This window comes from Nocardia sp. NPDC056064, from assembly GCF_042266925.1.
Lineage (GTDB): Bacteria > Actinomycetota > Actinomycetes > Mycobacteriales > Mycobacteriaceae > Nocardia.
In genome coordinates this window covers 1,369,392-1,390,334 of the sequence record NZ_JBHJWO010000001.1, presented here as the reverse complement: position 1 = coordinate 1,390,334, position 20,943 = coordinate 1,369,392, and the positions used below count along the sequence as shown (strand labels likewise).

The window sequence follows — 20,943 nt, the reverse complement described above, 5'->3', positions numbered from 1 at the left end:
GAGGGGTCCGTGCCGCGCGGAGGGCGGCCGGTCGGATCTCCACGGTCGGCGACGTGTGTCCGGTTCGGTGCGGCGTTCGGCGACCTCAGGATGTGGCCGGTGGCGCGGCTTGGGCCCGGCTGAGCACAACCGTCGCCACACACATCACGAGCACGCAGACCGCGATGGCGAGATGACCTGCCCCGTCGGTGCGCAGCTGCTCGTTCAGCGCGGTGAGGCCGAGGAAAGCGGCGGCGAGCGGTTCGGCGACGGCCGCGGCGGGCAGTGAGGCGGCCAGTGGTCCGGCCTGGTAGGCGCGCTGCTGCAGGTAGAAGCCGACCAGGCCGGCGGTGACCAGCGCCCAGGTCTGCCAGCCGGTGAGCACGCTGCCGGGACCGTCACCGAAGAGGGTGACCACGCGGTCGGTGAGCGCGGCGGCCAGCCCGAACAGCACGCCGCCCGCGAGCCCGAGCGACAGCGCCCGCACCGCCCGGTCGCGGACCAGCACGCCCGCCAGCGTGGCGACGGCGACGATGCCGAGCAGGATCGCCAGCGGCACCGACCAGGCCCGCAGCGCGGCGTCGTCCTCACCCGCGGTGGGGTCACCGATGATCAGGAACAGCACCAGCGCGACGACCAGCGCCAGCGCCGCCCCGGCGGCCCGGCCGGTGATCCGCTGCCGGTTCAGCCGCGCGGCCATCGGCAGCGCGAACACCAGTGAGCACACCAGGATCGGCTGCACCACCAGCACCGCGCCGAAGGCCAGGGCGAGCACCTGCATGCCGTACCCACCCGCGTCCCCGACGATCCCCGCCCACCACCGCGGGTTGCGCAGCAGCGAGCGCACCAGCCCGGCGTTCTGCGGCACCGCGGCGGCCGCCTGATGCTGCGCCACCGAGGACACTGCGAACAGGAGCGCGGCCAGCAGCGCGCACCCGATCGTGGCGATCTCACGGTTCGTCACCTGCCCAGTGTCGCCGATCGATCTCCCGCGCGGCCCGATCGCCGTGAGCGAGTCGGGCCCGGATCTCCGGACACGACCGTGGCCGAACCGTAATCGGTTCGGCCACGGGGTGATTCAGTTCGGAGTCAGTTTGCCGTGCGGTTGCGGCGGGGTGCCGCACCGGCCGGACGCGCTGCTCGACGACGCGAATTCGTCGGCGTGTCGCCGCTGCGGGCGTGTCCGCCGGTGCCCGCGGGCTTGCGGGTCCGCGACTCGCCCGCCGGACGCTCCCGGCGCGGGGCGCCGCCGCCACGGCTGTGGCCCTGGCCCGCCTCGGAAGCCGCTGCGCCACCGGACCTTCCGCGCCGGGGGCGCCCACCGGTCGACGACTTCGGCGCCGTCGCCTGCACAGGAGCGGCCGGGGCGGCCAGCGCGACGCCCGAGGGCTTGCGCGCGCCGGTGATCTCGACCAGCTTGCGGTCGCCCGAGCGCACCTCGACACCGTCGGTCCGCACGCCCGCCTTGCGGGTCATCGCGGCGACGTCCTTGCGCTCCTCGTCGGTGACCAGGGTGACCACCACACCGTCCTCACCGGCGCGGGCGGTGCGCCCGGCACGGTGCAGGTAGGCCTTGTGCTCGGCGGGCGGGTCGAAGTGCACGACCAGCGAGACGCCGTCGATGTGGATGCCGCGCGCGGCGACATCGGTGGTGACCAGCACCGGCACCGACCCGTCGGCGAAGGCCGCCAGCGTGCGGGTGCGGTTGTTCTGCGCCTTGCCGCCGTGCAGCGAGCCCGCCGCCACCCCGGCACCGCGCAGCTGCTTGGCCAGCCGGTCGGCACCGTGCTTGGTGCGCACGAACATGATGGTCAGGCCGTCGCGGGCGGCGATCTCGGTGGCGACCGCGCGCTTGACGTTCTTGTCGCGCACGTAGAGCAGGTGGTGCGACATGGTGGTCACCGACGCCTCCGGCGGCGCGGTGGAGTGGGTGACGGGCTGGTGCATGTAGCGCTTGACCAGCTTGTCCACGTCACCGTCGAGGGTGGCCGAGAACAGCAGCCGCTGCCCGTCCTTCGGTGTGCGGTCCAGCAGGCGGGTGACCTGGGGCAGGAAGCCCATGTCGGCCATGTGGTCGGCCTCGTCGAGCGCGGTGATCGTCACGTCGGACAGGTCGGCGGCGCGCTGCTTGATCAGGTCGTCGAGACGGCCGGGGGTGGCGATGAGCAGGTCGACGCCGCGCGCGAGCCGGTCGGCCTGGCGCTTGATCGGCGCCCCGCCGACCACGGAGGCGACGCGCAGGCCCAGCGACACCGCGGCCTCGTCGAGGGCGCGCTCGATCTGGGTGGCGAGCTCGCGGGTGGGGACCAGCACCAGGCCGCGCGGGCGGCCCGGCTTGGCCGAGGCGCCGGTGAGGCGGGTGAGCATCGGCAGGCCGAAGGCGAGGGTCTTGCCCGAGCCGGTCGGGCCGCGGCCGAGCACGTCACGCCCGGCGAGCGCGTCGCCGATGGTGGCGGCCTGGATGGGGAAGGGCTTCTCGATGCCCGCGTTGCGCAGGGCCTGCACCAGGGCTACGGGCAGACCGAGGTCGGCGAACGTGGGTTCGGGACGCGTGGAAGTAGACAAAATGGCCTTTCGTTGGGCTGCGAATCGCGCTGGAAGAGGTCCGGCGCCGATTGACCCGGATACGCGGACGGCGTGCACGGGGTGCGGCCCAGCAGGAAGGACCGAACTCCCACGATAGGCGTGTTCGGCCACGGTTGGGTAAACACGCTGGTCAGCCGACCGATTGTGGCAACGGTTGTGTCTTGCGGCGCGAGCGGGTGGCCTCACCCGTGCGCGCTCGGCTCGGTCCGGCCGAGGATCGCCCGGTCAGCCCCGGAACAGGCGGTTGAGTTCCTGCAGCCAGGGCAGGGCAACGGCCAGGGTCGGCACCACCAGAATCGCGATCGAACCGAGGTAGGCGGCCGTGGCGACTCTCACGTCCCCGTTGACGCCGGCCAGGCGCTGGATGCGGATGAGCGTGGTCGGGCCACCGGCCGCGAGCGCACCCTGCGGCGCCGTCGACTTCGCGCACGCCACCAGGGCGCGGGCCAGCGGCTTGGGCCCGGTGACCTTCACCGCCGAATCGTCGGCGAGCAGTTCGATCAGCAGCTTGACCTGGCCCAGCGCGGCCTTGCTGCGCACCACCCGCGGGAACGCCTCGTGCACCGCGGTGAACGCCTCGAGCACCAGGTCGTGCCGGGCGCGCAGGTGGGAGCGCTCGTGGCTGACGATGGCGGTGACCTCGGCGTCGTCGAGATTGGTGAGCGTGCCCTCGCTGAGCACCACGCGCTGGCGCAGGCCGGGCAGACAGTAGGCGATGGGTTCGGTGGCGGCGAGCACGCGGATGTCGGCGGCGCGGCGCACCGGTCCGCTCTGGTCGAGCAGATCGACCAGCATGCGATGCCGGGAGCGGCGGCGGCGGGTGTGCACACCCACGCGCACGATCGAGAACATCAGGCGCGCGCCGACCATCAGGGTCAGCGCGAAGACGAAGACGTACACCGTCCACAGCGGCAGACCGAGCGCGTCGATCTCGCGGGTGGGGGAGGTGGTCGGCCTACCGTCGGGGCCGGGGACGAGCAGCAGGCTGGCGATGGCCAGCCCGGAGCCGAAGGCGCTGAGCACCGCGGCCAGCGCGATGGCCTGCCACAACACCAGGGCCGCGCGGGGTGTGCGATGCACCCAGCTCGCGCGACTGAGCAGTGCCGGTACCGGCCCGGCGAGAAGCAAGGCGAGTACGGCGAAGACTGCCGCGGTTGCGTTCATCGACTCTGCTCACTGCTGTAGTGGGGCCAGGGGCGCTCACGTCGTTGTGAGAGCCGCCAGGGAGTCTAACTGCTCTTGTCGTCGGATTCGAGCTTGGCGAGGGCCTCGCGCAACGCATCGGCCTCGTCCTTGCCCACCTGCTCGACGAAGTGCACCAGGGCGGCGGCGCGGCTGCCCGCGGCGTCTGCCTGCTGCAATGCGTCCACCATCAGGCTCGCGACCAGTTCGTCGCGGCTGTGTACCGGTGCGTATCGATGCGCGCGATCGTCGCGTCGCTGCACCACCAGATCCTTTTTCGCCAGACGCTGCAGCACGGTCATCACTGTCGTGTACGCGAGCTCGCGCCGCGCGGCCAGTGCTTCGTGGACCTGCCGCACCGTCTGCGGTTCGTCGGCCGACCACAACTGGTCCATGACCGCTTTTTCGAGTTCGCCGAGTCCTGCCATCCCCTGATTTTACGGACTCAACGACAAAGATGCGTACTACAGATTGTCGTAACGGGGGATTTGCTGGTGTGTCATTCGTCATACCCGGCCGCGCCGTGCACGTGCCGGGTGCCGATCGGCACGATCATCGGCCTGCCCGAGACCGGGTCGGTGAGCACGGTCGCCTCGAGCCCGAACACCTCGGCGAGCAACTCGGCGGTGATGATCTCGGCGGGCTTGCCCCGGGCGACGATCCGGCCCGCCGCCATGACGACGAGCTCGTCGCTGTAGCGGATGGCCAGGTTGAGATCGTGCAGCACCATCACCACGGTGCGGCCCAGTTCGTCGTGCAGCCGGTCGACCAGGTCCAGCACCTCGAGCGAGTGCGCGAGGTCGAGGTAGGTGGTCGGCTCGTCGAGCAGCAGGATGTCGGTGCCCTGGGCCAGTGCCATCGAGATCCAGGCGCGCTGACGCTGTCCGCCGGAGAGTTCGTCGAGGGTGCGTTCGGCCAGATCGGCGATGCCGGTCTGGGCCAGCGCGGCCGAGACCTCGGTCTCGTCGTCGGCCGACCACTGCCGCAGCCAGGACTGGTGCGGATGCCTGCCGCGCGCGACCAGATCCGCGACGGTGAGCCCCTCCGGCGCGACCGGGGTCTGCGGCAGCATGCCGACCACCTGGGCCACGTCCTTGGTCTTCATGGTCGAGATGGCTTTGCCGTCGAGCACCACCTGACCGGTGCGCGGGCGCAGCAGCCTGCCCAGCGACTTGAGCAGGGTGGACTTGCCGCAGCCGTTGGGCCCGATGACGGTGGTGACCACGCCGGGCGCGATGTCGAGACTGAGCCCGTCGACGATCAGCCGGTCGCCGTAGCCGAGGGAGACGGCCTCGGCGGCGAGACGGTGGGCGGGGGTGGTCATGCGACGGTGGCCTTCCGGTTCATGCGGACGAGCAGGTAGAGCAGGAACGGTCCGCCGAGCGCGGCCGTGACGATGCCGACCGGCAGGTCGACGGGCAGCAGCGCTCGGGCGATGATATCGGCTCCGGTGACCAGCGCGGCGCCGGTCAGCGCGGAGGCGATGAGCGGCTCGCCGGGGGTGCGCAGCAGCATCCGGGCGATCTGCGGGGCGGCCAGGGCGACGAAACCGACCGGGCCGACCACCGCGGTCGCGACCGAGGCCGACACCACCGCCGTACCGATCAGCAGCGCCTGCTGCGACTGGATCCGCACGCCGAGCACCCGGGTCGAGTCCTCGCCGAGCCGCAGCGCGGCCAGGGTCCGGGCCGAGCCGATCGCCACCACGGCGACGACGCCCAGCGCCAGCGCGGCGGGCACGAGCCGGGCCATGTCGGTCGAGTTCAGCGAACCGTTGAGCCACAGCTGCACGCGCGCGGCGTCGGTGAGGGTGGCCCGGGCGAGCTGCCAGGTGATCACCGACATGAGCACGGTGTTGACGCCGATGCCGATGAGCACCAGCCGGAATCCGGTGATCCCGCGTTCGCCCGCGCCGCCGCGGCCCCACGCCAGGAGATAGATGAGCATCGCGGTGAGCAGGCCGCCCGCCAGCGCGGCCAGTGGCCCGCCGACGGTGGCCAGCAGACCGGTGGTCGCACCGCCGGTGCCGACCATCACCGCGACCGCGCCGACGCTGGCCCCGGCCGTGATTCCCAGCACATCGGGACCGGCCAGCGGGTTGTGCAGGATCGACTGCATGATCGCGCCGGACAGGCCCAGCGCCGCTCCGATCACCACGGCGGTGAGCGCGCGCGGCAGCCGCGAGTCGAGCACGATGAACCGCTGCGAGCGGCTGCCCCCGCCGCCGAGCACGTCGAGCACCTTGCCCAGCGGGATGTTCGTGTCGCCCACGGCGATATCGGTGCAGAACAGCACGAACACCAGCGCGGCCAGCGCCAGGACGGCGCCGAGCACGACCGGCCGCAGCACGAAGGAGAAGGGTCCGACCCGCACCGCAGGACGGACTTTGCGCAGGTCGACGGACTTGTCGGTGGTGGTCGTGCTCACAGGCTCACCAGTCTCTTGCGGCGCACCAGCGCGATGAAGAAGGGCGCGCCGATCACGGCGAGCATGACCCCGACCTGGAGTTCGCCCGGCCGGGCGACCACGCGTCCGGCGACGTCGGCCACCAGCAGCAACAGGCCGCCGATCAGGCCGGAATAGGGGATCAGCCAGCGGTTGTCCGGGCCGGTGATGGTGCGCGCGATGTGCGGCACCACCAGGCCCAGGAACGCGATCGGGCCGATCGCCGCCGTGGCCGCGCCGCTGAGCAGCACCACCGCGACCATCCCGAACGCGCGGGCCCGGCCCACGTCGACGCCGAGGCCGCGCGCGACGTCGTCACCGAGGCTGAGCAGGTTCAGCGAGGGCGCCGCCGCGACGGCCATACCCAGCCCGACCACGAGGAACGGCAGCACCTGCCAGAACACGTCGGCCTCGCGTCCGGCGACGGTGCCGACCACCCAGAAGCGGTAGGTGTCGAGGGCCACATTGTCGAGCACGACGATGGCATTGGTCATCGCCTGCAGGAACGCCGTCATCGCCGCACCGGCCAGGACCAGCGACAACGGGCTGGCCTTGCCGCCGCCGATGGACGAGGCCCCGAACACGATCAGCCCCGCCACCGCCGAGCCGGCGAAGGCGAACCAGATGTACTGGTTGGGCGCGGTGAAACCGAACAGGTAGACGCTCAGCGCCGCCAGGAACGCCGCACCGGCATTGAGTCCGAGCAAACCGGCATCAGCCAGCGGATTGCGGGTATACCCCTGGATGAGCGCGCCCGCGATGCCCAGCGCCATCCCGGCGAACAGGGCCAGCGCGGTGCGCGGCAGACGCAGCTCACGCACGATTTCCTCGGCGGTGGAGCGGGCCGGGCAGCTGAACGGGCCGCCGTCGCAGCCGAGCGCGTGCGCGAGCGCGTCGAACACCGTGGCGGGCGAGAGCGAGCGCGTGCCGATGGCGATGCTCGCCACGACCGCGACGGTGAGCAGCGCGACGAGCAGTAGAAGCCCGGTCAGACGACGGCGTCTGACGGTGCCTGGGTGGATCACGGCGACGAACTTCTCCTGCCTCGAGCCGGACACGACTTGTGAAGTCTGGTAAGCCTAACCTATGTTCCCTGACATCATCGTCACGGGAACCAACCGTTCGAGGAGGTTCGATGCCCGAGCCCGTCATCATCACTACGTCCCGCACCACCGCTGCGTCGTTCGACCGCGCCTGTGCCCGGTTGCAAGCGCTGCAACCGGAGCATCCGCGGGTCTATGCGGTGGCGGCGATGGTCGGCCAGGGCAAGCGGCGCTGGTGGCATGTGCCCACCGGCCTGTCCGAGGGTCGCGTCGAGCTGATGTACCGCCGCCACGCCGCGGAGATGATCAACGACGACATCGCCGCCGAGGTGGTGGCGACCGCGCTGATCCACGCCGTGGTCGGCCGCGTCACCGCGCTGTTCGTCATGTCGGCCCAGGCATGGGACCCGGGCCGCGACAATCTGTGGATCCACCACGACAACGACGGCGGCATCGACTGGGCGGGGCTGTCCGACACCACGATTCGCGTCGTCGCCGGTGATCCGGAGGCGGCCGAGCCGGGCACCGTCGCCCTGCCGTGCGAGGCGGCGATGGCGGTGTGGCTGGCCCAGCGCTGCGCCTCGGCGCTGATCCCGCTGCAGTCGGTGCTGAGCCGCTGCTCGGGCCTGTCCGCGCGCCGGTTCTGGTCGCTGGTCGGCGAATCCGTCGTCGGCGCGGCCACCTACGTGCCCGACCTGGCCCGCGCCGACGCGAGCGCGGGTGCCCGGCGCGGCCAGCTGCTGCTCGGCGCGTTCGAGGAGCGCGGTCTGCCGGTGCGCCGGACCGGGTGCCTGCAACGCTGAACCCGTCAGCTCCTCGCGGACGCGGTGAGCGCGGTCGCGAGGGTGTGGAACGAGCGCAGGAGCAGCTCGCCGTAGTGCTCGGGATCGGGCATCATCGCCGCGCTCGTGGTGAAGGTGAGCGCGATCTCCTCGCCCTGCGCGGTGATCAGGTGCCGCAGGCCGTCGCCGTCGAGCACCGGCAGCGCGCCGACCGCGCGCACCACCGGCAGACCGCAGAAGCTCAGCGTGTCGCTCACCGGCGCCACATTGCTGATCGTCGTGTTGCACATCGGCACGGTATCGGTGCCGTCGAAGTGCCGTTGCGCGCGGGCCCAGCCCGCGGCGCGCAACAGCAGCGCGGGCGCGGTCTCCACCAGCCGGTCCGCGCGCAGCACGGCCGGGTCGGCGGCGCGCTGTTTGGCCCGGTTCGCCGACTGCCGGATCGCTGCCAGCCGCGCGGCCGGATCGGCGATGTCGGTGTGCAGGTCGACGATCATCTGGGTCAGCCGGTTGCGCGAATCCCAGTCCGCCACACCGCGCATCGACCTCGGCACCATGGCCGCGAGCGAGCCGGCGGGTGTCTCGCCGTGCCCGGCGAGGTAGTCGGCCAGGGCGCCGGCGACCGTCGTCAGCATCAGATCGTTGATCGTGACCCGCTGGGGCGCGGCGGCTTTGGTGGCGCGCACCTCGGCCATCGGGATCGGCACCAGGTGGAAGGTCGTGGCCGAACGGATGTCGCGGTTGAAGCGGGTGGCCGGGCGCAGGGCGGCGGGTTCGTGGATGTCACCCGCCGCCACCGCGGTCGCCAGCTCCGTCGCGGCGCGGCGATGACGCCGCAGCCCGGTGACGAAGCGGACGGGCTGCGTGCCCAGCGCCGTGACGGTGCGCGCCACGGTTCGCAGGGTGGACGGCTCGTCGAGCCGCAGCGCGGGTGCGGGGCCGTTCCCGAACAGGAGCTGTTCGAGCGCGCGGGTCGCGACACCGTCGCCGACGCTGTGATGGAACTTCAGCACGATGATCGTGGTCGGGCCCGGCATCGCGGGCACGTCGTCCACCCGGTCGAGCACCTGGATCTCCCAGGGTGGCCGCGTGAGATCCATGCGCGCCGAAGTGATCTCGGCGATGCGCGCCCGCGCCTCGGCCCAGGTGCGGACATCGGTGCTGCGCCGCACGTGCTCGCGCACCGTCATCGTGGGATCGGGCACCCAGTACGGCAGGTCCAGGTCCAGCGGCACGCGCCGCAGCCGCCGGTGGAACAGTGCCGCGTGCCCGAGCCGCGCTCGTGCCCAGTCCAGCAGTTCGTCGCTGGTCGGCGCCCGGCTCTCGGAGGCGTCCGCGAAGTAGACCGCGACGATATGGGACAGGTGCCGGTCGGTCTCGTCGTAGACGAACACCGCGTCGCGGGGACGCAATTGCTCGGCGCCGACCCGCAGTTCGGCGTTCACAGGCCCAGCGCCGTCGCCATCACCGGCCAGGACGCGTGCAGGTCGTCCTCCCAGTAGCCCCACGAGTGGGTGCCGGTGGGCCGGATGTTCACGGTGACATTCGTGCGGCCCAGCTCCCTGGTCCGCTGGCCCATGGCCGCGGTGCACAACGCCGAGGCGGCCTCGATGCCGCCGCCGACGAGCATCTGGTTGGTCAGGATCGAGTTCGCGTTCTTGCCGGTGATGTGCACGCGCGGATTGGCCAGGGTGTCGTGCGGGCCGGGCAGGCCGGTGCCGCTGGAGATATAGATCGGGACGTCGGGCAGCCGGTGCGCCTGCACGTACGGATCGTGCTCACGCCAGGCGGCGTCGGTGACCGGGCCCCACATGTTCGTCACATCGCCGCCGCCCATCCGCACGACCAGCGAGACGAAGGCGCGTCCGATCGGATCGCTGGTCATCGCGCAGCCGCTGTAGGAGGCGACACTGCGATACAGCTGCGGCGCCTGGATGGCCAGATCCAGCACCGAGGTCCCCGCCATGGAGATCCCGGCCAGGGCATTGGCGCCCGTGGTGGCGAAGGCCGCGTCGATCACCGGCGGCAGTTCACGGGTCAGGAAGGTGGTCCACATGTTGTGGCCGTTGTTCTCCAGGTTCTTCGCCAGCCCGGCATCGGGCGCCAGCCAGTCGGTGTAGTACGAGAACGCGCCCTCCATCGGGATCACGACATTGACGTGCTTGTCGGCGAAGAAGCCCGCCGCGTCGGTCTGGCCGGGCCAGTTGGCCGAATCCTCGCCGCCGCCCGCTCCGTTGAGCAGATACAGCGTCGGGGCCGGGGCGGCGGTGTCGAGCGGGCGCAGCACCCGCAGCGCGATGGTGCGATCCATCGACGGGGACCAGACCGCGAGATCGACGGTCTGGCCGGTGCGCGTCTGGCTCACCAGGTACGCGCCGGGCGCGGCGACGGCCCGCGGCGCGTCGGTGACAACGGGTGCCGTGGCGACGGCCACCGCGCACGCGGCGGCGGCGAGACCACGGAGGAGGGGAGTGTGCATGGTGCCTGCTGACTTCTCTGAATGACGAACGGGGCCCGCGGCATCGGCCGCCGGGCCCCGATCGCCGGCTGGCGACGGTCGGCGCGTGGCTACGGGAAGAAGGCTTCCACCGAACCCAGGAAGACGGCCAGCAGGCCGTCGCCCTCGGCGGCGGAACCGAGTCCCGCGATGGCCGCGGTCAGCAACTCACTCAGCGAACCCATGATCGAACTCCTTGCCTTGGATTACTTGCCCGGGGTGGGGGTGCCGCCGCTGGCGGTGATCAGCGCCTGCACGAAGGGCAGCGCGGCATTGCTGAGGCTGCCCGCGCCGGTCTGCAGAAGTTCGTAGAGAGAACCCATTTTTTACTCCTGATTTATCGAAAGGTGAATCGGGTGCGAGTGCACCGGATCAGGGGAAGAACGCTTCCACCGAGCCGAGGAAGACGGCGAGCAGGCCATCGCCTTCCGCCGCGGAACCGAGTCCCGCGATCGCCGCGATCATGATTTCTTCCAGTGAACCCACAGTGGATCTCCTTGCCTCGGATACTGGCCACAATCAGCTCGGCTGCTGTGACGCCGGTAACGTATCGCCGTCGCCGTTGTGTGGCAACCGAATGTTTCACTCTCGGTGATTCGTTCATATTTTTCTTTCCCGATGGAAGCAGCTCGCCGGTTGCGGTGTAACGCTGCGGAACTAGGTGTGACCTGTGGTTGCATCGACTGTCTGGCACAGTTCGGGCGGCTTTCGCGGTGAACGGCGGTGTTCTCGAGTGGGTCTGTCAATGGGGATGGATTCGGTGGGTGATGGTGCTGATCTGCGGTGGATCGGGATGTGCTGCCGGGCGGTGGGGCTCGTTCCGGGGTGGTCGGTCCCGTGCTGGCGGTGTTGGGTCCGATTGGTGGTCGTCGGTGGGCGGGGTTGTCGAATGGCTTGCTGACCCTGATTTCAGGGGCATGAGAATCGGGGTGGGTGGGCACTTCTCATCGATTCGACGATCGCTGCTCGGTGATGTCGATAAGCTATCGCTGTGGCGCGAATGTGCTTCGGGTGCGGACTGGGTGAAGTCCGCCCCCGAACCGTTCTCCGGTGCTATTTTTCGGTTGGTCGGCGTATCACCACGCACCGCGATCGATACCTGGAGAAAGGCTGATATTTCGTAGTAGCGGGAAGAATCCGCGATTTCCGCGGCGCAGGGAAATTGTCAATCCGGCTGAATCCGGCTCCGCCAGATCCGGGGTGGGATTCCCGCCACGAGATCGCGGCCGCGCAGAACCTGGATGCGCCACGGCGTGAGCCGCAATACCTGAAATGTGAGGTCTTCCGGGCCCCGCCAGAATTGTGCCGGGTCGTAACCCGCGCCAGGCGGGCTGCCGTGGCGATACAGGTCCCACACGTGTGCCCGTTCGTCCGCGTCGTCGGTCCACGCGGCAACCGTGTCGAAGGCGACGGTGTTCTGCGCCGGGCTCCAATAGGAGAACGTCACATGGCGGCGAAGGTGCGGACCCGGGTGCGGCTGTTCACGGTGTCGGTCACGACGCCACGGTGCCGGGACCGGCTTCGGATCCCCTCAGGATCGGCTCGAGGTGCCCTCGGCCGCCTGAAACACGAACGGGGAGACCGGATGTCCCGGCCTCCCCGTCGTCACGAGCGTGCGCTCAGGGCACGACTTCGACGATGTCGCCCGGCTCCAGCCAGTCGTAGTGCGCCTTCGCGCCTTCGGGCGTCAACCGGATGCAGCCGTGGGACTGCTCCTCGGTGGGGCCGATGTGATAGGCGATGTCGCCGTTGAAGAACACCGCGTACTCCATCGGCGCGTTGTGCAGGGTGCTCCAGTGGAACGGCTTCTTGAACGCCACCTTGAACACCCCGGTCGGCGTCTCGTAGCCGGGACGGCCGTGCGACATCGGGCTCGGCCCGAAGGTGACCTTCCCGTTGTCCATGAGCCAGGCATTGTTGGTCGACAGCTGCAGGCACGCGCGGGCCTGCTCGCTGCACGGCGCCACCACCGGCTCCGGTTCGGGCTCGGGAATGATGGCGGGCACACCGGGAACATCGGGCCCGCCCGGCCACAGCGGTTCGGCCTGCACCGGCGCCGCGACCGCGGCCCCGACCGCCGCCGCGCAGATCGCCGCCCGCACGGCCCACCGGGGAATACGACTACTACTCACGAAATCTTGCCTCTCTCGCCGCGCCCACCCCCGGTCGTGATGCGACCCGGAAACGAGCTCTCAACATCGACACAAGCCTCGGAAACATAGAGGTACCGATGATCATGGAGTATTGCGATCGTGTTGAGCAAGCGAACCGGCGAAAGCTAGCCCTGCCGCCTGCGCACCATCTCCGCGATCCACACCGGCGCGAACGGCGACGTGCAGCCCGGCGAGGTCGGATAATCCGCCAGCACCCGCAACCGTTCGCCGATCTCGATCGCCCGCGCGCGATACTCCGCGTGCTCGATCCCGATCTGCGCGAGAGTCTGGTTCATCGCCCACTGCAACCGCTCCGGCGCGTCCTGCATCCCCGCCTCGATGAGATCCAGCAACCCGTCCAGATCCAGCCCCTCCGCCTGCTTCACCACTCGCTCGCTGGTCAGCGCCCACCCCGCACTCGCCACCACCGGATCGGCGTCCCCGAACCACGCCACCCGCAACTCCTCCGCGTGCGGACTCTTCTTCACCACGTAATTCACCAGCCAGTCATGCACTTTCGGCGTCCGCGCCGCCCGCAACATCCGGTCCAGCTCCTCCCGCGAGAACGCCTTCGGCCGACAGATCAGCAACGCCAGCAACCGCGCCGAACTGTCCCCGGTGCCCCACAACTCCACCGCCAGCTCCTGCTGCGTCTTCAACCGCTTCGCCACAGCCCGCAGCTGGGTGAGATTCACCCCGTGCTCGTCCCCGTGCTTCTCGTTGACCGCCCGGATCTTCGGATCCTCCAGCGCCGCCAATTCGGCCATCACCTCGGCCAGGTGTGTCTCGGTCACGGAATCCTCCTGGTCGTGGGGCTGGATGCGCTTCGACGGTAGTCCGCGACGGTCGTGCCGGAAACACGCCAACCCGCACACTTGACCACTTAGGTAAGCCTGACCTATGCTCATCTCGGCGTACGGATGAGCCGGTGGTCCCGAGGGCTGCGGTCGACCCCCTCATTCATGCCGCGGCGGGCTCCGTCTTCGTGACGGGGTCCGCCGCATCGTTTTGTGGTGACAGGCGGGCGCGGCTGATAGGTCATGGTGTAGACCGGAGGCCATGAGTGAACTGTCGCTGGCCGATCTCTCGCCCGAACTGATGAACGAGGCGAGCAAAGGCACCTTCACCGATCTGATCGGATTGCGCTACACCGAGATCTCCGCCGATCGGGTGCGCGGGGAGTGGGAGGTGCGTCCGCAGCTGTTCCAGCCCGCGGGCATCCAGAACGGTGGCGTGTACTGCACCGTCATCGAGACGCTGGCCAGCGTCGGTGGCGGGGTGTGGTTCGGGGACCGCGGGTCGGTGGTCGGGGTCAACAACAACACCGACTTCCTGCGCGCGGTCAGCAAGGGCGTGCTCACCGGGGAGGCCACGCCGATCCATCGCGGCCGCACCCAGCAGCTGTGGGTGGTGGTGATCACCGACGCCGACGGGCGCACGGTCGCGCGCGGTCAGGTCCGGTTGCAGAACCTGTCGGCCTGACCGGCCCGGCGCGTCACCCCTCGGTGGTGACGCGCCAGCCGCCGCGGTCGAGCACGTGGGTGATCAGGGCGCCGATGTTCCACGCGTCGTCCTCGCCGCGGTGGTGCCTGCCCTCGAGCGGCAGCTCGGCGATGCCCAGCGCGCCCGCCATGCCCTGGCGCCTGCGCAGGCCGTAGGACTCGGCGAAGACCTGCTTGGCATTGGTGTGCCACGGGCCGAACGGATAGGGCACCCCGGTCTCGGCGCACTGGACGAAGAACTGCTTGCGGTCGTAATCGCCCCAGCTCGCCCACGGCCGTGTCCCGGCCGCGAAGTCCGTCGTCAGGATGCGGCACGCCTCGGCGAACTCGACACCGGTGTCGACCTGCTGCTGGGTCAGGCCGGTGAGTTCGGTGCAGAACTCGCCGACGGTGGAACGGGTGGGGCGCACGAGGATGCCGTGCTTGCTCACCCTCGTGTGGGTCGCGAGGTCGACCACGGTGAGGCCGATCTCGATGATCTCGCTGGTCTGGCCGGGCGGGGGAGAACCCGTCCAGCAGGTGGCCTCGATGTCGACCACGTTCAACAGTCCGGAATCCGTCCGCATGTCCGTGACGGTACGGGTGGGTTCGCCTGGGCTCCACCGGTTTTCCCGGTCGGTGCGCGACGCGGCCGCGCGGTGGGGGTCCGCTGGGCGGCGGGTTCGGGACGGGCATGCCAGAATATCTGGTCACCCGCCTAGTCCATCGCCGAGGAGAGACCCGATGCGCCTGTCGCCGCACGAGCAGGAACGGCTGCTGCTGAGTTACGCGGCCGAACTGGCGCGCCGCCGACAGGCCAGGGGGCTCAAGCTCAACCATCCCGAAGCCGTCGCGCTGATCACCGATCACGTCCTCGAAGGCGCCCGCGACGGGCGGACCGTGGCCGAGCTGATGTCCTCGGGCCGTTCGGTGCTGACCCGCGACGACGTGATGGACGGCGTCCCGGAGATGATCCACGACGTGCAGGTCGAGGCCACCTTTCCCGACGGCACCAAGCTCGTCACCGTGCACCACCCGATCGGATAGGCGAGGGCCATGATTCCCGGTGAGTATCTCTGTGCCGAGGGCATGATCGAGCTGAACGCGGGCGCGGTGCGCGTGCGGCTCGAGGTCGTCAACACCGGCGACCGGCCGGTGCAGGTGGGCAGCCACGTGCACTTCCCGCAGGCCAACGCCGCCCTGGACTTCGACCGCGCCGCCGCGTACGGCCACCGCCTCGACATCCCGGCGGGCACCGCGGTGCGCTTCGAACCCGGTCTGCCGCAACGGGTCTCGCTGGTCCCGCTGGGCGGCACCCGCGAGGTGTACGGCATCAGCGCGGACGCGCCGGGCCGCCTGGACGCGACCAGTCAGGAAGAGAACCGATGAGCGAACTCAGCCGCGCCCGCTACGCCGAGCTCTTCGGGCCGACCACCGGCGACCGGGTCCGCCTGGCCGACACCGACCTGTTCGTCGAGATCACCGAGGACCGCAGCGGCGGACCCGGGCTGGCGGGCGAGGAAGCCGTCTTCGGCGGCGGCAAGGTGCTGCGCGAGTCGATGGGCCAGTCGCGGGCCACCCGCGCCGACGGCGCGCCCGACACCGTGATCACCGGGGTGATCGTCATCGACCACTGGGGCGTCATCAAGGCCGATGTCGGCATCCGCGACGGCCGCATCTGCGCCCTCGGTAAGGCGGGCAACCCCGACACCATGTCGGGGGTGCATCCGGATCTGGTCGTCGGTCCGTCCACCGAGATCATCGCGGGCAACGGGCGCATCCTCACCGCGGGCGCCATCGACTGCCACGTGCACTTCATCTGCCCCCAGCTGCTCGACGAGGCGCTCGGCGGCGGCATCACCACCCTCATCGGCGGCGGCACCGGCCCCGCCGAGGGCTCCAAGGCCACCACCGTCACCCCCGGGTCCTGGCACCTGGCGCGGATGATGGAAGCGCTCGACCACTGGCCGATGAACATCGTGCTGCTCGGCAAGGGCAACACCGTCAGCAGCGAATCCATGTGGGAGCAGTTGCGCGGTGGCGCTTCGGGATTCAAGCTGCACGAGGACTGGGGCTCCACCCCGGCCGCGATCGACGCCTGCCTGAAGGTCGCCGACGCCTCGGGCGTGCAGGTGGCGCTGCACTCCGACACCCTCAACGAGGCCGGATTCGTCGAGGACACCCTCGCGGCCATCGCCGGACGCGGCATCCACGCCTACCACACCGAGGGCGCCGGCGGCGGGCACGCGCCCGACATCATCACCGTCGCTTCGCATCTCAATGTGCTGCCCAGCTCCACCAACCCGACCCGGCCGCACACCGTCAACACCCTCGACGAGCATCTCGACATGCTCATGGTCTGCCACCACCTGAGCCCGTCGATCCCCGAGGACCTGGCCTTCGCCGAATCCCGCATCCGTCCCTCGACCATCGCCGCCGAGGACCTGCTGCACGACCTGGGCGCCATCTCGATGATCGGCTCGGACTCCCAGGCCATGGGCCGCATCGGCGAGGTGGTGATGCGCACCTGGCAGACCGCGCACGTGATGAAACGCCGTCGCGGAGCCCTGCCCGGCGACGGCGCCGCCGACAACGCGCGCGTGCAGCGCTACATCGCGAAATACACCATCTGCCCGGCGGTCGCGCACGGCCTCGACGACGAGATCGGATCGGTGGAGGTCGGCAAGCTGGCCGATCTGGTGCTGTGGGAGCCCGCGTTCTTCGGGGTGCGTCCCCACGCGGTGCTCAAGGGCGGGATGATCGCCTGGGCGGCCATGGGCGACGCCAACGCCTCGATCCCCACCCCGCAGCCGGTGCTGCCGCGCCCGATGTTCGGGGCCGCCGCCCCCGCCGCCGCGGCCACCTCGCTGCATTTCGTCTCCGAGCACGCGATCGACGACGGGCTGGCGAACCGCCTCGACGTGCGGCGGAAACTGGTGCCGGTCAAGAACGTCCGCCGGGTCACCAAGGCCGACATGCCGCGCAACGACGCCATGCCACGCATCGAGGTGGACCCCGACACCTTCACCGTCCGCGTCGACGGTGAAGTCTGGACCGAGGCGCCGGCCACCGAACTACCCATGGCCCAGCGCTACTTCCTGTTCTGAGACATGGCGGCTGGCGCCGCGGGGCTCTCGGCCTGTTCCCTCGGCCTTCCCTCCCTCCGGGTACTCCTTCGTCGCACCCTCCGGTCAGTCGAGGCCGAGACGGCCGAGAGCCTCCTCGTTCAGTCGAACGAGCAGCCGGTGACCGGCTTGTCCGCCAGCCGGTCGAGCAGGTAGGTCACCGCGTTGTCGGGGCCGAAACCGTCGATGATCTCCGGGCCGAAGTGGTTCGGGATGGTGAATCCCGGCAGGATCGGCGGCAGTTCGTTGGTGCGGAAGGTGACCGTGGCGCCCTGGCCGCACCAGTCCTCGGCGAGGCGGCGGGCCTGGCCGTAGGGGACGGTGTCGTCGTTGCGGCCGCTGGTGACGAACACCGGCGTGGTGGGCTTGCGGCTGCCCAGGCGCAGTTCGGCCAGGACCGGCCCGGCCTCGGGGATGCCCGCGAGGTGCTCGGTGAGCGAACGGCCGTCCACCGTCAGCGAATTCGTGCGCAGGAACGGGTGGTAGACGATCAGGTCGGCCACGCAGGAATCGCTCAGCGTCGCCAGCATGGCGCGGCCCTCGGGCGAGGTCACCCGGTCGACCGCGCGCTGGAGTTCCGGGTAGCGCGCGAGCATGCCGTTGACCGCGAAACCGATGGCGCCACCGATCAGTGCGCCGTCGATCTGCTTCAGGATCTCACCGAGATCGGCCACCGGGCCACCCGCCCAGGTGCCCTTCAGATTCAGCTCCGGCGCGTACTCCGGGGCCAGCTCCGCCGCGGCCGCCGTGGCGCCGCCGCCCTGGGAGTAGCCCCACAGCACCAGCGGGGTGTCCGGGCCGACACCGCCGAGCGCGTTGGCCGCCCTGGCACCGTCGAGAATCGCGTGCCCGCTCTCGAAACGGTTGGCGTAGGTGTGGATTCCGGGGGTGCCCAGGCCGATGTAGTCGGTGATCAGCACGCGGGCGCCGAGCGCGCTCCACACCGCCGAGGACGGCAGTTCCTGATTGGCCGACAGGCCCAGCGCCGGATCGGCGGTCACCGAGACACCGGTGGAGAACGCCACCGACATCGCGCAGCGGTCACCCTGTCCGGAGGTGCCGGGGCCGATCACCACGGTCGGGCGCGGGCCGGGGCCCTGCCAGGGATTGGTGGGCTCGATGTAGGTGCCCGACACCGCGACCGGCGACCCGTCCTGCAGCCGCGAGGTGTACATGACGTGCTGGGCCTGCGTCGGCCAGCCCGTCGCCGTCGGCGGCGTCGCCAGAATGGTCATCGGCTGCGTCTTCACGATCGCGCCGGGCGCCTCGGGCAGCTGCGCGGGCGGCACGTAGAACGCGCTGACCGGCTCGGCCACCGCCGGTCCCGCGCCGACCAGGTGCCCGGCCGCCGTCGCCAGGCACACCAGTGCCGTCATCGCCACACGACTCACCGCTGAGCGTGATTGCTGCATTCCACTCTCCATCACCGTTACCCCCGCCCTGTCACGGGTGTGTCCTGGGCCGCAGAACCGGTCGGGCATGATGTACGTCACCGGAATCTGAAACCGATGCGACAGTAACACGGTTACTGTTCGGTACGAAACGGTGCCGTGCGGCCCCGGTCAGGGCGGGTGGGAATCGCGCGGCTAGGCTCGGCGCGATCCGAACGGGGCGGGTGGACAGCGCGCCCTGCCGTGTAGCGCCGGGGAGCCCCGGCAGGAGGGGACCGCAGCCATGGACGACCTGAACAACGCCGCCGACGAACTCTCGCGCTGGGCCGAGGATCTGGAACGCAAAGCACAGCGATACCAGGAACTGCACGGCAAGATGACCGAGGTCAGCGTCACCGACACCTCGGCCGACGGCCGGATCAGCGTCACCGTCGACGCCAACGGCTCCACCACCGGCATCACCCTGGCCGCGGCCGTGCGCGGCATGGACCCCACCGCCGTGGCGGCCGAGCTCATGGCCTGCACGCACCGCGCCCAGGCGCGGCTGCGCGACCAGGTCACCGGGCTGGTGCACGACATGGTCGGCACCGACGAAGCGGGCGAGGCCATCGTCGGCCAGTACGCCGAGCGCTTCCCCGACGCGGACGCCGAGCCCACCGCACCCCCCACGCCGCCGGCCCCGCCCGCGCCGCCCGCCGCCCCGGCCGCGCCGTGGCCCGCCGCCTCCGCACCGGAGACCCCCGCCGGTCGCAAGCCCGACCGGGACCGGGTCGTCGCGCCGGAGGAGCCGTCCGAGGAGGACATGTTCTTCCAGCGCAGGTCCTGGTTGCAGTAGTCGCGCGCGAATTCCCGGGCGGCGAGGGAACCGATTCGTGGTCTGCCGCGTCCAACCTTTTCGACAAGTGTTCCGGTACGGGCGAGCTCATTGTGACCAGGAGGATTCAGCGTGACGTGTGCGGTGAATGTCAGTGTCGATGCGATCAGAACGCACGCCGCGACGGTGGACGGCGTCGCTTCCGGCGTGGCCGAGGCGGTGCAGGCCGCGAGCTATCTCGCGCGCGCCGACGACGGCTACGGCGTGTTGCCGAAGCCGCTCGTGTGGATGCTGCTCGACGACCTGCACGACCAAGTCCTCAGCGCGATGGAGCAACTCGGCACACTGACCGCCGAGATGCCGGGCAAGCTGCGTACCGCCGCCGACACCTTCGAATCCTGTGACACCACACGGGCCGGTGACATCACGACCAAGACCACCGAGATCGAGAGGAACGTGTAGCCATGGGCGAAGCCAACGCCGTGGGCGCCTTCCTCAACGAGGTGACCATCCCCGGAACGGTCAACAACTTCGACGACGGTGCCGCGCCGGACAACGATCTGCTCGCCAACGGGGTCGACTATCGGGACAGCTATTACCAGGAGGACAATCCTGTCCTGAAGAATGTCGGCCGCTGGAAGATCGACGAGAGCGACGAAGGCGACAAGTCGCTCGATCCTGGTGTCATGAAGGGCACCCTCGTCGGTGACGTCATGGAGAACGGTTACGGCCTCCAGCAAGCACTGACCACCGACGGCTCGCTGATGGACAAGGCCGAAGCCATCATGAAGGCGTCTTCGACCGGCGCCGATGTCGTCGACACGGTGAAGATGTTCACCAAAGCCATCAAGGGCGCCACGACGCTGGCGAAGTTCGATCCGTTCAACTTCCTGGGATCGCAGCTGATGAGCTGGATGCTCGAACACGTCGAGCCGATGCGGAAGACCCTGGAATCGCTCACCGGCAGCCCCGATATGGTTCAGGCGTACTCCGATTCCTGGAAGAATATCGGCGCGGCGCTGACCACGACCGCCCAGCAGTATGCCGCGGCGGTCGATTCGGGAATCGGCGCGTGGGCCGGCGCGGCGGCTGATGCCTATAAGGCGAGCGCCACGGAATTGACCGGCAAGATCGCGGAGAACGCCGCGCTCGCCGGGATCCTCCAGGATGCCAACGATGGAATGAAGCGCATCGTGGAGGCGGTGCGCGGTGTCGTCGTGGAAGTCCTCAGCAATCTGGCAGGCATGCTGGCCGAGATCACCGCCCTGCTGATCGCGTCGGCCGGCACCGCGAGCCCGGCGCTCATCGCGCGCGCCCTGTTCGACATCTCGGCCTCCGCGCTGACGATCAGCGCTCTGCTCAAAGAGCTTTCTTCGGCTGTGGTGTCGTTGAAGGGAGTCGTCCAGGCGGGTGTGCAGACGGTGCGGGGAATCGTGGAGATCCAGACCGCCAAGGCATAGCGATG

Annotated in this window: 22 protein-coding genes; 8 read left to right on the top strand and 14 right to left on the bottom strand. The window is 70.1% G+C overall.

The features are described 5' to 3' along the window. Nucleotides 1-85: 85 nt before the first annotated feature. The 7 genes from ACFC06_RS06355 to ACFC06_RS06325 form a co-directional block, all read right to left on the bottom strand. Nucleotides 86-943, bottom strand: coding sequence for a DMT family transporter (locus ACFC06_RS06355; protein ID WP_375928457.1), 858 nt, complete (start codon nt 941-943; stop codon nt 86-88). Nucleotides 944-1,068: 125 nt separating this feature from the next. Beyond that, complete coding sequence (locus ACFC06_RS06350; protein ID WP_375928455.1) at nt 1,069-2,544, bottom strand: DEAD/DEAH box helicase; 1,476 nt, start codon at nt 2,542-2,544, stop codon at nt 1,069-1,071. Between the two features lie 246 nt (nt 2,545-2,790). Beyond that, on the bottom strand, nt 2,791-3,729 hold the full coding sequence (locus tag ACFC06_RS06345) for a M56 family metallopeptidase (protein WP_375928453.1): 939 nt from the start codon (nt 3,727-3,729) through the stop codon (nt 2,791-2,793). 65 nt (nt 3,730-3,794) lie between these two features. Next, nucleotides 3,795-4,175, bottom strand: coding sequence for a BlaI/MecI/CopY family transcriptional regulator (locus ACFC06_RS06340; RefSeq protein WP_278264410.1), 381 nt, complete (start codon nt 4,173-4,175; stop codon nt 3,795-3,797). A 71-nt stretch (nt 4,176-4,246) separates the two neighbouring features. Beyond that, complete coding sequence (locus ACFC06_RS06335; RefSeq protein ID WP_375928450.1) at nt 4,247-5,071, bottom strand: ABC transporter ATP-binding protein; 825 nt, start codon at nt 5,069-5,071, stop codon at nt 4,247-4,249. Beyond that, nucleotides 5,068-6,174, bottom strand: a complete 1,107-nt coding sequence (locus ACFC06_RS06330; RefSeq protein WP_375928448.1) for a FecCD family ABC transporter permease — start codon at nt 6,172-6,174, stop codon at nt 5,068-5,070. The genes ACFC06_RS06335 and ACFC06_RS06330 overlap by 4 nt, the downstream gene beginning before the upstream one ends. Beyond that, on the bottom strand, nt 6,171-7,250 hold the full coding sequence (locus tag ACFC06_RS06325) for a FecCD family ABC transporter permease (protein ID WP_375928446.1): 1,080 nt from the start codon (nt 7,248-7,250) through the stop codon (nt 6,171-6,173). Before ACFC06_RS06325 ends, ACFC06_RS06330 begins: the two co-directional genes overlap by 4 nt. A gap of 77 nt (nt 7,251-7,327) precedes the next feature. Here ACFC06_RS06325 and ACFC06_RS06320 point away from each other — a divergent pair, with 77 nt between their 5' ends. Further along, nucleotides 7,328-8,038 (top strand): hypothetical protein, encoded by a 711-nt coding sequence (locus tag ACFC06_RS06320; protein WP_375928444.1) that lies wholly within the window; start codon nt 7,328-7,330, stop codon nt 8,036-8,038. Nucleotides 8,039-8,043: 5 nt separating this feature from the next. Here ACFC06_RS06320 and ACFC06_RS06315 read toward each other — a convergent pair whose 3' ends face one another. The 5 genes from ACFC06_RS06315 to ACFC06_RS06295 form a co-directional block, all read right to left on the bottom strand. Next, a complete protein-coding gene (locus tag ACFC06_RS06315) occupies nt 8,044-9,462 on the bottom strand; it encodes a wax ester/triacylglycerol synthase domain-containing protein (protein ID WP_375928442.1) in 1,419 nt (472 codons plus the stop codon). Next, nucleotides 9,459-10,496, bottom strand: coding sequence for an alpha/beta hydrolase (locus ACFC06_RS06310; RefSeq protein WP_375928440.1), 1,038 nt, complete (start codon nt 10,494-10,496; stop codon nt 9,459-9,461). Before ACFC06_RS06310 ends, ACFC06_RS06315 begins: the two co-directional genes overlap by 4 nt. A gap of 1,183 nt (nt 10,497-11,679) precedes the next feature. Continuing rightward, complete coding sequence (locus tag ACFC06_RS06305; protein ID WP_375928438.1) at nt 11,680-11,961, bottom strand: hypothetical protein; 282 nt, start codon at nt 11,959-11,961, stop codon at nt 11,680-11,682. A 172-nt stretch (nt 11,962-12,133) separates the two neighbouring features. Further along, nucleotides 12,134-12,646 carry a L,D-transpeptidase gene (locus ACFC06_RS06300; protein WP_278264418.1) on the bottom strand — a complete coding sequence of 171 codons (513 nt, stop codon included), beginning with the start codon at nt 12,644-12,646 and terminating at the stop codon, nt 12,134-12,136. A 146-nt stretch (nt 12,647-12,792) separates the two neighbouring features. Beyond that, nucleotides 12,793-13,434 carry a DNA alkylation repair protein gene (locus tag ACFC06_RS06295; RefSeq protein ID WP_375935234.1) on the bottom strand — a complete coding sequence of 214 codons (642 nt, stop codon included), beginning with the start codon at nt 13,432-13,434 and terminating at the stop codon, nt 12,793-12,795. 331 nt (nt 13,435-13,765) lie between these two features. On the opposite strand from ACFC06_RS06295, the gene ACFC06_RS06290 reads away from it, so the two are divergent. Further along, on the top strand, nt 13,766-14,149 hold the full coding sequence (locus ACFC06_RS06290) for a PaaI family thioesterase (protein ID WP_375935231.1): 384 nt from the start codon (nt 13,766-13,768) through the stop codon (nt 14,147-14,149). A gap of 13 nt (nt 14,150-14,162) precedes the next feature. On the opposite strand, the gene ACFC06_RS06285 is transcribed toward ACFC06_RS06290, so the two are convergent. Then, complete coding sequence (locus ACFC06_RS06285; protein ID WP_375928436.1) at nt 14,163-14,735, bottom strand: exonuclease domain-containing protein; 573 nt, start codon at nt 14,733-14,735, stop codon at nt 14,163-14,165. Nucleotides 14,736-14,892: 157 nt separating this feature from the next. Here ACFC06_RS06285 and ACFC06_RS06280 point away from each other — a divergent pair, with 157 nt between their 5' ends. The 3 genes from ACFC06_RS06280 to ACFC06_RS06270 are packed head-to-tail and all read left to right on the top strand — an operon-like array spanning nt 14,893 to nt 17,255. Then, a complete protein-coding gene (locus tag ACFC06_RS06280; protein ID WP_218716289.1) occupies nt 14,893-15,195 on the top strand; it encodes an urease subunit gamma in 303 nt (100 codons plus the stop codon). A gap of 9 nt (nt 15,196-15,204) precedes the next feature. Next, on the top strand, nt 15,205-15,537 hold the full coding sequence (locus ACFC06_RS06275; protein ID WP_375928433.1) for an urease subunit beta: 333 nt from the start codon (nt 15,205-15,207) through the stop codon (nt 15,535-15,537). After that, a complete protein-coding gene (locus ACFC06_RS06270; RefSeq protein ID WP_375928431.1) occupies nt 15,534-17,255 on the top strand; it encodes an urease subunit alpha in 1,722 nt (573 codons plus the stop codon). Before ACFC06_RS06275 ends, ACFC06_RS06270 begins: the two co-directional genes overlap by 4 nt. 119 nt (nt 17,256-17,374) lie before the next feature. Here ACFC06_RS06270 and ACFC06_RS06265 read toward each other — a convergent pair whose 3' ends face one another. Next, a complete protein-coding gene (locus ACFC06_RS06265) occupies nt 17,375-18,685 on the bottom strand; it encodes a lipase family protein (protein WP_375928429.1) in 1,311 nt (436 codons plus the stop codon). Between the two features lie 262 nt (nt 18,686-18,947). Here ACFC06_RS06265 and ACFC06_RS06260 point away from each other — a divergent pair, with 262 nt between their 5' ends. The 3 genes from ACFC06_RS06260 (at nt 18,948) to ACFC06_RS06250 (ending at nt 20,938) form a co-directional block, all read left to right on the top strand. Continuing rightward, nucleotides 18,948-19,499 (top strand): YbaB/EbfC family nucleoid-associated protein, encoded by a 552-nt coding sequence (locus ACFC06_RS06260; protein ID WP_375928427.1) that lies wholly within the window; start codon nt 18,948-18,950, stop codon nt 19,497-19,499. Between the two features lie 111 nt (nt 19,500-19,610). After that, complete coding sequence (locus ACFC06_RS06255) at nt 19,611-19,940, top strand: type VII secretion target (RefSeq protein WP_278264427.1); 330 nt, start codon at nt 19,611-19,613, stop codon at nt 19,938-19,940. Between the two features lie 2 nt (nt 19,941-19,942). Continuing rightward, on the top strand, nt 19,943-20,938 hold the full coding sequence (locus ACFC06_RS06250) for a hypothetical protein (protein WP_375928425.1): 996 nt from the start codon (nt 19,943-19,945) through the stop codon (nt 20,936-20,938). Nucleotides 20,939-20,943 lie beyond the last annotated feature (5 nt).

What these genes read in the sequence shown, in the direction of transcription:
- ACFC06_RS06345 (WP_375928453.1), bottom strand. Translation starts at nt 3,729, where the DNA reads ATGAACGCAACCGCGGCAGTCTTCGCCGTACTCGCCTTGCTTCTCGCC.
- ACFC06_RS06340 (WP_278264410.1), bottom strand. Translation starts at nt 4,175, where the DNA reads ATGGCAGGACTCGGCGAACTCGAAAAAGCGGTCATGGACCAGTTGTGG.
- ACFC06_RS06335 (WP_375928450.1), bottom strand. Translation starts at nt 5,071, where the DNA reads ATGACCACCCCCGCCCACCGTCTCGCCGCCGAGGCCGTCTCCCTCGGC.
- ACFC06_RS06320 (WP_375928444.1), top strand. Translation starts at nt 7,328, where the DNA reads ATGCCCGAGCCCGTCATCATCACTACGTCCCGCACCACCGCTGCGTCG.
- ACFC06_RS06310 (WP_375928440.1), bottom strand. Translation starts at nt 10,496, where the DNA reads ATGCACACTCCCCTCCTCCGTGGTCTCGCCGCCGCCGCGTGCGCGGTG.
- ACFC06_RS06295 (WP_375935234.1), bottom strand. Translation starts at nt 13,434, where the DNA reads ATGGCCGAATTGGCGGCGCTGGAGGATCCGAAGATCCGGGCGGTCAAC.
- ACFC06_RS06290 (WP_375935231.1), top strand. Translation starts at nt 13,766, where the DNA reads ATGAACGAGGCGAGCAAAGGCACCTTCACCGATCTGATCGGATTGCGC.
- ACFC06_RS06285 (WP_375928436.1), bottom strand. Translation starts at nt 14,735, where the DNA reads ATGCGGACGGATTCCGGACTGTTGAACGTGGTCGACATCGAGGCCACC.
- ACFC06_RS06280 (WP_218716289.1), top strand. Translation starts at nt 14,893, where the DNA reads ATGCGCCTGTCGCCGCACGAGCAGGAACGGCTGCTGCTGAGTTACGCG.
- ACFC06_RS06275 (WP_375928433.1), top strand. Translation starts at nt 15,205, where the DNA reads ATGATTCCCGGTGAGTATCTCTGTGCCGAGGGCATGATCGAGCTGAAC.
- ACFC06_RS06270 (WP_375928431.1), top strand. Translation starts at nt 15,534, where the DNA reads ATGAGCGAACTCAGCCGCGCCCGCTACGCCGAGCTCTTCGGGCCGACC.
- ACFC06_RS06265 (WP_375928429.1), bottom strand. Translation starts at nt 18,685, where the DNA reads ATGCAGCAATCACGCTCAGCGGTGAGTCGTGTGGCGATGACGGCACTG.
- ACFC06_RS06260 (WP_375928427.1), top strand. Translation starts at nt 18,948, where the DNA reads ATGGACGACCTGAACAACGCCGCCGACGAACTCTCGCGCTGGGCCGAG.
- ACFC06_RS06250 (WP_375928425.1), top strand. Translation starts at nt 19,943, where the DNA reads ATGGGCGAAGCCAACGCCGTGGGCGCCTTCCTCAACGAGGTGACCATC.